We start from the raw sequence: 11069 nt of genomic DNA on the forward strand, positions 1-11069 counted from the left end.
TGTTCGGAGGGTTGAAGCCGGGCTGGCGGGCGGGGCCGCGTGGCACAGATGCCACATCCGGACGGATCGGCCCGTTCAGGTTCAGACCTGCCACGGGCGCGGGCGCGCATGATAACGAACCTGTGGGCATATAGGCGTTATCATGCCCCCCCTTTTATTGCCAACAAGGCCGACTGCAATGACCGATTGGTCCCTCGACCAAGCCCGCAAGACCTACTCGATCCCGCATTGGGCGGATGGTTATTTCGATGTGGATCAGGCCGGGCACATGGTAGTGAGACCGACCGGGGCAGATGGCCCGGTGGTGTCGCTGCCCAAGGTGGTGGACGCTGCACGTGCCGGCGGCGCCAAGCTGCCGCTGCTGGTGCGCTTCCCGGACATCCTCGGCCAGCGCCTGGGCAAGCTGCAGGCGGCGTTCGCCCAGGCCCAGCAGGACTGGGAGTACCCGGGCGGCTACACCGCCGTGTACCCGATCAAGGTGAACCAGCACCGCGGCGTGGCCGGCACCCTGGCCAGCCACCACGGTGAAGGCTTCGGCCTGGAAGCAGGCAGCAAGCCGGAGCTGATGGCCGTGCTGGCCCTGTCGCGCCCGGGTGGCCTGATCGTCTGCAACGGCTACAAGGACCGCGAGTACATCCGCCTGGCCCTGATCGGCCGCAAGCTGGGCCTGCAGACCTTCATCGTCATCGAGAAGCCGTCCGAGCTGAAGCTGGTGCTGGAGGAATCCAAGGCACTGGACGTGAAGCCGGGCCTGGGCGTGCGCATGCGCCTGGCCTCGCTGGGCGCCGGCAAGTGGCAGAACAGCGGTGGCGACAAGGCCAAGTTCGGCCTGTCCCCGCGCCAGCTGCTGGATCTGTGGAAGTCGCTGCGCGATACCGAATACGCCCACTGCCTGAACCTGCTGCACTTCCACATGGGGTCGCAGATCTCCAACGTGCGCGACATCGCCAACGGCATGCGCGAAGCCACCCGCTATTTCGTCGAGCTGTCACAGCTGGGCGCGAAGATCACCCACGTGGACGTGGGCGGCGGCCTGGGCGTGGATTACGAAGGCACCCGTTCGCGCAGCTTCTGCTCGATCAACTACGGGCTCAATTCGTACGCCAGCAACATCGTGCAGCCGCTGGCCAACGCCTGCGAAGAGCACGGCCTGACCCCGCCGCGCATCGTCACCGAGTGTGGCCGCGCGATGACCGCGCACCACGCGGTGCTGATCGCCAACGTCTCTGAAGTGGAGCAGGCGCAGGAAGGCCGCGTGCCGGACCAGCACGACGACGAGCCGGCCTCGATCCGCCACCTGCGCGAGATCCACGAGGAACTGGACACGCGCCCGGCGGTGGAACTGTTCCAGGAAGCGCAGCACTTCCACGCCGAAGGCCTGGCCAGCTACGCGCTGGGCCAGATCGACCTGCCGCAGCGTGCGCGCATCGACGATCTGTTCTACGCCATCGCCCACGGCGTGCGTGCGCGCCTGAGCTACGACGAAAAGAGCCACCGCCCGGCGCTGGATGAACTGAACGAGCGCCTGGTCGACAAGTACTTCGTCAACTTCAGCGTGTTCGAATCGATTCCCGATGCGTGGGCGATCGACCAGGTGTTCCCGATCGTGCCGATCGAACGCCTGAACGAGACCCCGGACCGCCGCGGCATCATCGCCGACATGACCTGCGATTCGGACGGCATGGTCAAGACCTATGTCGAGAACGAGAGCCTGGACACCTCGCTGCCGCTGCACGCGATGAAGCACGGCGAGAGCTACCGCATCGGTTTCTTCATGGTGGGCGCGTACCAGGAGATCCTGGGCGACATCCACAACCTGTTCGGCGATACCGACGCGGTGGAAGTGGTGGCCGATGCCGATGGCTACGCCATTACCCAGCAGCGCCGCGGTGACACCACCGATGTGATGCTGGACTACGTGGGCTACAAGCTGGACGACCTGCGTGCGGCCTACGCCCAACGCGTGGCGGCGGCCGAGCTGTCGCCGGAGCGTGCGCAGGAGCTGTCGCAGGCGCTGGAAGCCGGCCTGACCGGTTACACCTACCTGTCCGACGAACCGCTGGCGTGATGTCTGCAGTGCGCCGGGGATGACCCGGCGCGACCGATGCCGATGAGCGCGCGCGCGATCTTCCACCTGTTCCTGCATGCCGCCGTGCCAGCCCTGCTGGCATGGCTGTTCTGGCGCAAGCGATTCGCGTCCGCCTGGTTGCTGTTGCTGCTGGGCTGGATCATCGACCTCGACCACCTGCTGGCCGACCCGATCTACGCGCCCAACCGCTGCAGTATCGGCTTCCACCCGCTGCACACCGCACCGGCCATCGCCGTGTATGCGGGCCTGTGCGTGCCGAAGAAGACGCGGCTGGTGGGCATCGGGTTGATGATCCACATCGCGCTGGATGCCATCGACTGCTGGTGGATGCACCACCGCTGAGCGCTGTAGAGCCGAGCCCATGCTCGGCTGGCTCCCCTGAGCCGAGCATGGGCTCGGCTCTACAGCAGCGTTACGGCGCCGCCAGCGGCAGCTCCAGCCGCGCACGCAATCCGGGGTTCTCGTTGGACAGGCGCAGCGAGCCACCGTGGCTGGCCGCGATCTCCGCGGCGATCGCCAGGCCCAGGCCGCTGCCTTCCACCCGCTCGTCGAGGCGCACGCCGCGCTGCAGGACGCTCTCCAGATTGGCCTTGTCCAGGCCGGGGCCGTCGTCGCGCACTTCGATGTGCAGCCGGTCGTTCTGCGCCAGCGCACGCAGGCGCACTTCGCTCTGGGCCCACTTGCCGGCGTTGTCCAGCAGGTTGCCCAGCATTTCCTCCAGGTCGGTGACGGCGCCGGCAAAGGCGATACCGCGCGGCACATCCATCTGGAAGCGGATGCGGCGGCCGCCATGCACGCGGGTCATCAAGCGGCACAGGGCTTCGGCGGCCGGGGCCACCTCGCTGCTTTGCCGATGGTCGACGGCCAGGCCCGCGGCCAGGTAGCGGTCGATGCTGGCACGCATGCGCGCGCCCTGTTCGTGCAGGGTGCGGCGCCAGTCGCGGCCTTCGCCCTGGGCTTCGGCGGCCAGCACGCTCAGCGGGGTCTTCAGGGCATGGGCCAGGTCTTCGGCGCTGCTGCGTGCACGCGCCACCATGCGCTGGTGGTGGTCGAGCAGGGCATCGAGCTCATCGGCCAGCGGGGCGATTTCGCGGTCCAGCTGGCGGCGGTCGATGCGCTCTGCCTCGCCACGGCGGATGCGTTCGATCTGCTGGCCCAGCCCACGCAGCGGGCGCAGGCCGAAATGGACCTGGCTGGCCAGCACCGCCAGCCACGCCGCCACCAGGATGCCCAGCGCCAGCGCACTGCGGTTGCGGAAGGCGGCGACATCGGCGTCCAGCGCCTGCCGGTCATGCGCTACCAGGGCGACGTACGCCTGCGTGGCACGCGGCAGGCGCACCTGCTGCACGCGCGCGCGCAGCGACTGCTGCATCGGCCCGGACAGGTCACGCTCGGCCGGGCCCGCTGCGGTGGCGGGCAGGGTCTGGTCCCACAGCGATCGCGACTGCAGCAGCACCTTGCCGTGGCTGTCGGCGATCTGCCAGTACGCACCGGAAAACACCCGCTGGAAGCGCGCGTCGTTCGGCTCCTGGCGCAAGCGCAGCTGCCCGTCCGGATCGATCTCGGCCTGCGCCAGCAGGGTCAGCATGTCCTGCTGCAGCTCGCCATCCAGGCGGTCGCGCGCGCTGCGCTTGAACAGCTCGCCCAGCAGGACGCCGGCCAGCACCGAGACCAGCACCAGGCCGATACCGGCCACCAGCAGCAGCCGCCGGCGCAGCGAAGGTTGCCGCGCGCTCATGCTTCGGCCAGCCGCCAACCCTGGCCACGCACGGTATGGATGAGGTCCACGCCCAGCTTGCGGCGCACGCGCCCCAGCAGTACGTCCAGCGCGTTTGAATCGGGGTCGTAGCCGCTTTCGAAGATCTGCTCGCCCAGACGGTCGCGGCTGATCACGCTGCCGGCGTGGTGGATGAAATAACTCAACAGTCGGAACTCCTGCGGGCTCAGCGCCAATGCCTGGCCGTCCATTTCAAAGCGGCCGGCATTGACGTCCAGCTGCAGCGGGCCGCACTGCAGGCGGGGGCTGGCGTGGCCATGGCTGCGGCGGATCAGGGCGCGCAGGCGCAGCACCAGTTCATCGGCCTGGAAAGGCTTGGTGAGGTAGTCGTCGGCGCCGGCATCGAAACCGGCCAGCTTGTCGTGCCAGCGCCCGCGGGCGGTCAGCACCAGCACCGGGAAACTGCGGCCGTTGCCGCGCCAGCGTTCAATCACGCTCAGGCCATCCAGCCCGGGCAGGCCGAGGTCGACGATGGCGGCCTGCAGGTCCTCGATCTGGCCGATCTCTTCGGCCTGGCGGCCATCGGCCACGGCCTGCACCACGTAACCGGCCTGTTCCAGCAGCGGCTGCAGGCGTTGGGCCAGCGCCGCATCGTCTTCGGCCAGCAGGATGCGCATCAGTCGTCCAGTTCCGTTTTCAGCAGCCTGCCGTTACGCGCATCATAGTCCAGCTCCACCACCACGCCGTCGGCGCGCAGGATTTCCACCTCGTACACGCCATCGTCCAGTTCCACTTCCAGCAGCTGGCCAGGGTGGCGCGTGAGTGCATCGCGCACCACGCCTTCCAGCGCGACATAGCGGCCCTGCTGCACGGCCCGGCGCGCGACATCCTGCGCCGGGTCCTTGGCAGGCTGGGCGGCGGTCGTGGGGCTGGCCAGGGCCAGCAGCAGGGGCAGGGCGAAAGGAAGCAGCACGGTCGGTTGCGACAATACAGGGAGGAGGGCGCGAGTGTGCCGGTGTGTCCTAACCATTGGCTAACAGCGCTGGCTAAGGGGCTGTTAGCCAGGCCGGGCATCGTGGCGGTGCCGGGATGGTCCGGCACCGAACAGGAGAACCCCCATGTTGAAGTCGCTCACCCTCGCCACCGTCGTCGCCCTGGCCTTCGCCCCGGCCGTGCAGGCGGCACCGCTGGGCATGGCCCAGGTCGAACAGACCCTGCGCAAGGCCGGTTACACGCAGATCCATGAGATCGAGCGTGATGATGGCCTGTGGGAGGCGGATGTCAGCCGTGCCGATGGCCGCTTCAGCGAGGTCTATGTCGACCCGAAGACCGGCGAGATTTTCGACGAGCACGATGGCCGCGCGCTGCTGGGCACCGAGCAGGTGCTGGCCAAGGCACAGGCCCAGGGCCTGCGTGAGATCCATTCACTGGAACGCGATGGCGCGACCTGGTCGCTGGAAGCGCGCAACGCCCGCAACCAGCGCGTGGAGGTGCGCCTGAGCGGATACGACGGGCGGATCCTGCACAGCGAGCGTGATGGCTGGCTGGATTGACGTCGGTACCGGCCGGAGAATTGTGCAGCCTAGCATGGGATCGGCTCTACAGAGGCAGGCGGTAGGCTCGGCTCTACAGAGGCAGACGGTAGCGCCGGGCCATGCCCGGCGTGCGCAGCGGGAGCTGCTTACCAGCCGTACGGCGGCGGGTAATCCCAGTAACCCGGGCCACCGCGGCCATAGAAGCCACCGCCATATGGGCCGAAGCCCGGGCCGTTGCCTTCGCTGACATGGATGTTGAGGTTGACCCCGCGGGTCTTGCCCTCATCGGTGGTGTAGTTCTTGCTGAGGTTCAGCGTGGCGGCGTTGTAGTGCGAGTTGCCGTAGCCCTTGGAGTAGCCGATGCCGGTGGTGAAGCTGCCGGACACCTTCAGCTTGTCGTCGGTGACGTCGGCGATCCTGGCATCGTCGTGCACGCGCGGGCCGCTCTTGTCACCGTAATAGGTGCCGGGCGGGTCCTGCTGCACGGTCGGGTCGTTGAGGTAGCGCATCGGTGCCTGCGGCACGGACAGGTCCAGGCCGTTCGACTGCGGGGCCGTGGCGCCCGCGGCGGACTGGGCAAGGACGGTCCCGGGCAGGCTGGCCAGGCACAGCAGCAGGGTCAGGGGACGGATCATCACGATGCTCCAACAGGCAGGGACCGCGCCACGCGCGGCGGTACAGGCCGACGCTAACAGGCGCAGCTTGAATGATGCCTGTCGCCGGCCCGTAGAGTCGAGCTTGCTCGACTGCCCGTAATCCAGTCGAGCAAGCTCGACTCTACGGCAAGCGGTCGAACCCGAAAAGATCCTGCAGCGGGTGCCGCCGCCGCTCGATCCGTGCCCGCAGCAGCCCCGCACCGATCATCGAATAGGTGATGCCGTTGCCGCCGTAGGCCATGGCCAGGTGAACGCGCGGCCCCCACTGCGGGTGCGGACCGAAGAACGGCAGGCCGTCGGCGGTCTCGGCGAACGTGCCGGCCCAGGAAAACGCCGGGGTCGGCTGCAGCTGCGGGAACCAGTGCTGCAGCTGCTTCATCAGCTGCTTCGCCTTGCCCTGCACCCGCCGGTCGCGGCGCGCCGGGATGTCGATGGCATCGTCCAGCCCGCCCACCAGCAGCCGGCCCGCGCCGGTGGCGCGCAGGTACAGGTAGGGGCGCGCACTTTCCCACACCATCGTGCGCTGCAGCGGCCCCAGCACCCCGGCATCGATGGGGTCGGTGATGAAGGCGTAGCTGCTGCGGTTGCGTGCGACCCGCTGGTCGATCCAGCGCTGGTTGGCGTAGCCCATCGCGAGCACGACGTGCCGGGCGCGGATCGTCGCCCCGGCTTCGGTGCGGGCGGTGACGCCGCGCGCGGTGGCGTCCAGGCGGTGCAGCACCGTGCGGTCATGCACATGGCCGCCGCGGCGGCGCACGCGCTTGAGCAGGCCATAGGTGAGGCAATACGGATCGACCCGCGCGGCTTGGCGGGTCAGCAGCGCCCCGCCGGCGTCCACGCCAAAGCGCTGCTGCAGGTCGTCCGGTTCCAGCCAGCGCGCATCCAGCCCGGCCTGCCGGCGTGCGGCGCCCTCGGCCATCAGCACCGGCACGTCGCGGTGGCGGCTGGCCAGGTACAGGCTGTCCATGCGCTGGAAATCGACGTTCTTCAGCCCGCGCGCCACCTCGCCCAGGGCCGGGATGGCATCGGCGCAGGCGCGGTAGGCCAGTTCGGCGGCGTCGGCACCGTACTGGCGGGCCAGGTCCAGCAGGTGGGTGTCGATCTCGTACTGCAGCAGCGCGGTGCTGGCGGCGGTGCTGCCCCAGCCGATGTCGCGCTGCTCGATCAGCGCCACTTCGTGGCCGTGGCCGGACAATTCATCCGCGATCAGCGCGCCGGTGACACCGCCGCCCACCACCAGCACATCGCAGCGCAGGTCCTGCTGCAGCGGCGGGAAGGCCTGGATCAGCCCGTTGCTTACGGCCCACCACGGATAGCCGCTCTTCAGGTCCATGGGGCGGGCTCAGGCAGTGGGGTGGCCGGTATGCGGGGTGTGGATCAGTTCGGACAGATCGAAGCCCTGCTGCTGCGCGGTGGCCAGATAATGGTCGCGCACGGTGGCATCCAGCTGCGGTTCGCGGGCCAGCAGCCACAGGTACCTGCGATCCGGGCTGCCGACCAGGGCGACGCTGTAGTCCGGGGCCACCTGCACCACCCAGTAGTCGCCCTTGGTGAAGGGCAGCCAGCGCAGGCCCTTGGGCAGGAAGCTCACGGCCAGGCGGGCGCTGTCATTGTCCACCGGGCAGGCTTCGCCGATGGCTTCCTCCACCTCGCCGTCCATGCGGCAGCGGTTGTGCACCTGCACGTTGCCGTTGTCGAGCAGCTGGTAGTGGGCGGACACATCGGTGCAGCCGTCCGGCTCGTGGCGCATGGGCAGGCGTGCGATCTCGTACCAGGTGCCCAGGTAGCGGGGCAGCTTGAGGTCGGCGACGGTCTTCAGCGGCGGGTGGTCGGTCATGGACAGGCGGGGCGGTACGCGTTGGGAACGGACCCCCACCATGCCGCCGGGCTCGCCATGGGCAGGTGAAACCGGGGCGAGCGCCACGTCCAGAACATTGCGTCGCCCGCGCAACGTGCCAGTGCCCGCCGGTGCGGCGCTATGCTTGCGCCAGCGCCGCGTTTTTTCCCATACCCGCGAAGTGGAGGTGCCGATGTACCAGGTGATCCTGTTGAAGAGTGAAACCGCGTTTGCCCGCGAGCAGTGGCCGCAGGTGGACGATGTGGTCGATTATGAAGGCGTCAGCTACAGCCTGCGCGCCGGCCCGCGGCAGCCGCTGCCGACCGGCCACGACTGGCATCCCATCGCGGTGTACGCGCCGGATGAGATCAGCGAAGAAGAATTCCAGGACTGGTACGCGCTGCAGCAGCCCCAGGTGGAAGAGCTGCGGTTGAAGTACTGAGGGCCGGGTAGAGTCGACCGTTGGTCGACTGCTTCTGGCGGGACGCCCTGGAAATCCCGCGCTGCGCGCGGCAGTCGACCAACGGTCGACACTACCTCCGTCGCCGAGGTTCGCAGCGCCCTCCATCCAGCCTTTACCAGCCGTGCCGTATAGTCGCGCGCAGGCGCGGTGGTCCGCGCGAACCGGTGTGGCTGGCTTGCTTTCCTTCTTCCGAACGATCCTGGGGCGTGGCCCTTCGCTGGCGCTGCTGTTGTGTGGCGCGCTGTTGCTGGCCGCGCCGGTGCAGGCCCAGGATGATGACCCGACGCCGAAGCAGCAGCTGGCCCAGTTCGATGCCAGCCTGAAAGAGGTGGATCGCAAGCGCGATGCCGCCGAGGCCACGGAAACGCTGGCGATGCTGTCCGAGACCGCATCGCAGGTGCGCCGCGATGCCGAGGCCCTGGAAAAGAGCCTGCAGCCGCAGCTGGACCAGTTGACCGAGCAGCTGGCCCAGCTGGGCACGGCACCGGAGGGCACCACCGAGCCGCCGGAGCTGGCGACGCAGCGGCGCAACCTGACCCGCCAGCGTGATGCGCTGGCGTCTTCAATCGCGCAGGCAAAAGCCAGCGCCGTGCGTGCCGGCCAGCTGGCCACCGACATCGAGAAGCAGCGCACCGCACAGCGCACCGAGGAACTGGGCCAGAAGGTCGATTCGCCGCTGTCGCCGTCGCTGTGGCGCAAGGTCGCCAAGCAGCTTCCGGTGGATATCGCGCGGGTCACGCCGCTGGCCGCACAGGGCCGTGATGCCCTGGTGGCCGCGCTGAACAAGGAAGGCTGGGGGACGCCGCTGCTGGGCCTGCTGGCCGCGCTGGTGATGATGTTCCCGCTGCGCCTGTGGCTGCGCGCGCTGGGCCGGCGCTTCGCCGCCTCCGACCGTGCACCCGATGGACGCCTGCGCCGCTCCGGCCTGGCCATGTGGCTGCTGCTGGTCGGCACCCTGCTGCCGGGCTATGCGGTGGTGGTATTCATCGCGTCGCTCAACGCCATCGGCGCCATCGCCCCGCGCCTGCAGAACGTGGCCGACGGCGTGGTGCAGGCCACCTTCGTGGCGGCCTTCATTGCCGCGCTCAGCGCCTGCCTGCTGGTGCCGACGCGGCCCTCGTGGCGGCTGTTGAACCTGGATGACACCGCCGCGTTGAAGCTGCGCAAGTACGCCTGGGGTGCGGCCGCGCTGGCCTGGTTCAGCACGGTGCTGGTGGCCATCGACCGGGCCACGCGCACCAGCGACGTCACCACGGTGGCGCTGGACGGCGTGATCGCGCTGACCTACCTCGGCCTGATCATGGCCATGCTGGTCACCTTGTCGCGCCTGCACCGCCGCCAGAATGCCGAAGCCGAGGCCAAGCTGGAGGCGCAGGCCGATGGCGTGGGTGCGGCAGTGCCGGTACGTCGCAGCAGCTGGCTGGTGCTGGCGCGCGTCGCCGGCAACCTGGCCGTCACCGCCGCCATCATCGCCAGCCTGCTGGGCTACGTGAACTTCGCCAAGTTCGTCAACGAGCAGTTGATTGGCGGTGCCATCGTGGTGCTGGCGGCGATGCTGCTGTTCAAGTTTGTCGATGACTTCAGCACCTGGCTGCTCAACGCCGACAGCAAGGTCGGGCAGACCATCCTGCTCAGTACCGGCCTGAGTGTTTCGCGGCTGGAGCAGGCCGGCGTGCTGTTGTCGGCCATGCTGCGCACCCTGGTGGTGCTGATCGCGCTGCTGGCCCTGGCTGCGCCGTTCGGCAACGTCGGCACGATCGTCGAGCGTATTGCCGCGCTGGCCAACGGCATCACGATCAACAAGGACCTGACGCTGCAGCCCGGCCGCATCGCCACCGGCGTGCTGGTGCTGCTGGTGGGCGTTGGCCTGACCCAGCTGATGCAGCGCTGGCTGACCGACACCTACCTGCCCAAGACCGAGCTGGACCTGGGCGCGCGCAATTCGATCAGCACCATTGCCGGTTACGTCGGCATCATCCTGGTGGGCCTGTGGGCGCTGACCGCGATGGGCCTGGACATGAAGAACCTGGCCCTGCTGGCCAGTGCGTTGTCGGTGGGCATTGGTTTCGGCCTGCAGGCGATCATCCAGAACTTCGTGTCGGGCCTGATCCTGCTGGCCGAGCGCCCGGTGAAGATCGGCGACTGGGTGAAGCTGGGTGACCAGGAAGGCGACATCCGCCGCATCAACGTGCGTTCGACCGAGATCCAGGTGGGCGACAAGTCGACGCTGATCGTGCCGAACTCGGAGCTGATCACCAAGACCATCCGCAACATGACGATGGGCAACAACCAGGGCCGCATCCAGATCCAGTTCGCGGTGCCGACCAGCACGGACGTGGCGGGCCTGAAGCAGGCGCTGCTGGATGCCTATGGCGCGCACCAGGCGGTGCTGGCGCAGCCGGCGCCGTCGGTGTTCATCGACAGCATTGCCGGCGGCCAGATCACGTTCAACAGCTTCGCCTACGTGGCCAGCCCGAGGCAGGTGTATGGCACGCGCAGCGATCTGTATTTCAGCCTGCTGCAGATACTGGCCGAGCGGGGGATCCCGCTGTCGACGCCGACTGACATCCACCTGGTACGCGATACCCCGCCGGAGTAAAAGGGGGGGTCTTTTTGCAGGGCTTGCAGCCCTGCACCTGCAAAATCAACGTCAACGTCAAAAGCGGGTTTCCTGCGGGATGGCGGACCCACCCCGCCTTCGACAGTTCTCTGCGATCTGTCGGAACGGCGTTCTGCTCTGGTGGGTGCCGACCGTTGGTCGGCACACTCTGA

Annotated in this window: 11 protein-coding genes; 5 read left to right on the top strand and 6 right to left on the bottom strand. The window is 68.3% G+C overall.

Features of this window, described 5'->3' with window-relative positions; genetic code table 11:
• Positions 1–178: 178 nt before the first annotated feature.
• A complete protein-coding gene (gene speA, locus IAE41_RS02540) occupies positions 179–2068 on the top strand; it encodes an arginine decarboxylase (protein ID WP_200731965.1) in 1890 nt (629 codons plus the stop codon).
• Positions 2069–2110: 42 nt separating this feature from the next.
• A complete protein-coding gene (locus IAE41_RS02545; protein WP_079223965.1) occupies positions 2111–2431 on the top strand; it encodes a DUF6122 family protein in 321 nt (106 codons plus the stop codon).
• Positions 2432–2501: 70 nt separating this feature from the next.
• On the opposite strand, the gene IAE41_RS02550 is transcribed toward IAE41_RS02545, so the two are convergent.
• The 3 genes from IAE41_RS02550 to IAE41_RS02560 are packed head-to-tail and all read right to left on the bottom strand — an operon-like array spanning position 2502 to position 4776.
• Positions 2502–3827: an ATP-binding protein gene (locus IAE41_RS02550; protein WP_200731966.1), complete on the bottom strand. Its 1326-nt coding sequence runs from the start codon at positions 3825–3827 to the stop codon at positions 2502–2504.
• Positions 3824–4483 carry a response regulator transcription factor gene (locus IAE41_RS02555; protein WP_200731967.1) on the bottom strand — a complete coding sequence of 220 codons (660 nt, stop codon included), beginning with the start codon at positions 4481–4483 and terminating at the stop codon, positions 3824–3826. Before IAE41_RS02555 ends, IAE41_RS02550 begins: the two co-directional genes overlap by 4 nt.
• Entirely contained in the window at positions 4483–4776 is a 294-nt protein-coding gene (locus IAE41_RS02560; protein ID WP_079225415.1) for a PepSY domain-containing protein, read from the bottom strand. The genes IAE41_RS02555 and IAE41_RS02560 overlap by 1 nt, the downstream gene beginning before the upstream one ends.
• Before the next feature lie 148 nt (positions 4777–4924).
• Between IAE41_RS02560 and IAE41_RS02565 the strand changes: the two genes are divergently transcribed.
• Entirely contained in the window at positions 4925–5359 is a 435-nt protein-coding gene (locus IAE41_RS02565) for a PepSY domain-containing protein (RefSeq protein ID WP_200731968.1), read from the top strand.
• Between the two features lie 128 nt (positions 5360–5487).
• Here IAE41_RS02565 and IAE41_RS02570 read toward each other — a convergent pair whose 3' ends face one another.
• The 3 genes from IAE41_RS02570 to IAE41_RS02580 form a co-directional block, all read right to left on the bottom strand.
• Positions 5488–5976 (bottom strand): hypothetical protein, encoded by a 489-nt coding sequence (locus IAE41_RS02570; protein WP_079223958.1) that lies wholly within the window; start codon positions 5974–5976, stop codon positions 5488–5490.
• Positions 5977–6118: 142 nt separating this feature from the next.
• On the bottom strand, positions 6119–7330 hold the full coding sequence (locus tag IAE41_RS02575) for an FAD-dependent oxidoreductase (RefSeq protein WP_200731969.1): 1212 nt from the start codon (positions 7328–7330) through the stop codon (positions 6119–6121).
• 9 nt (positions 7331–7339) lie between these two features.
• Positions 7340–7834, bottom strand: a complete 495-nt coding sequence (locus IAE41_RS02580; protein WP_200731970.1) for a lipocalin family protein — start codon at positions 7832–7834, stop codon at positions 7340–7342.
• A 193-nt stretch (positions 7835–8027) separates the two neighbouring features.
• On the opposite strand from IAE41_RS02580, the gene IAE41_RS02585 reads away from it, so the two are divergent.
• On the top strand, positions 8028–8276 hold the full coding sequence (locus IAE41_RS02585) for a hypothetical protein (protein ID WP_200731978.1): 249 nt from the start codon (positions 8028–8030) through the stop codon (positions 8274–8276).
• A 187-nt stretch (positions 8277–8463) separates the two neighbouring features.
• Entirely contained in the window at positions 8464–10896 is a 2433-nt protein-coding gene (locus IAE41_RS02590; protein ID WP_200731971.1) for a DUF3772 domain-containing protein, read from the top strand.
• The last annotated feature ends 173 nt before the right edge of the window (positions 10897–11069 follow it).

Source organism: Stenotrophomonas sp. S39 (assembly GCF_016624665.1).
Classification (GTDB): Bacteria; Pseudomonadota; Gammaproteobacteria; order Xanthomonadales; family Xanthomonadaceae; genus Stenotrophomonas.

Coding starts and splice junctions, on each gene's coding strand:
- speA (WP_200731965.1), top strand. CDS start 179: ATGACCGATTGGTCCCTCGACCAAGCCCGCAAGACCTACTCGATCCCG.
- IAE41_RS02545 (WP_079223965.1), top strand. CDS start 2,111: ATGAGCGCGCGCGCGATCTTCCACCTGTTCCTGCATGCCGCCGTGCCA.
- IAE41_RS02550 (WP_200731966.1), bottom strand. CDS start 3,827: ATGAGCGCGCGGCAACCTTCGCTGCGCCGGCGGCTGCTGCTGGTGGCC.
- IAE41_RS02555 (WP_200731967.1), bottom strand. CDS start 4,483: ATGCGCATCCTGCTGGCCGAAGACGATGCGGCGCTGGCCCAACGCCTG.
- IAE41_RS02565 (WP_200731968.1), top strand. CDS start 4,925: ATGTTGAAGTCGCTCACCCTCGCCACCGTCGTCGCCCTGGCCTTCGCC.
- IAE41_RS02570 (WP_079223958.1), bottom strand. CDS start 5,976: ATGATCCGTCCCCTGACCCTGCTGCTGTGCCTGGCCAGCCTGCCCGGG.
- IAE41_RS02575 (WP_200731969.1), bottom strand. CDS start 7,330: ATGGACCTGAAGAGCGGCTATCCGTGGTGGGCCGTAAGCAACGGGCTG.
- IAE41_RS02580 (WP_200731970.1), bottom strand. CDS start 7,834: ATGACCGACCACCCGCCGCTGAAGACCGTCGCCGACCTCAAGCTGCCC.
- IAE41_RS02585 (WP_200731978.1), top strand. CDS start 8,028: ATGTACCAGGTGATCCTGTTGAAGAGTGAAACCGCGTTTGCCCGCGAG.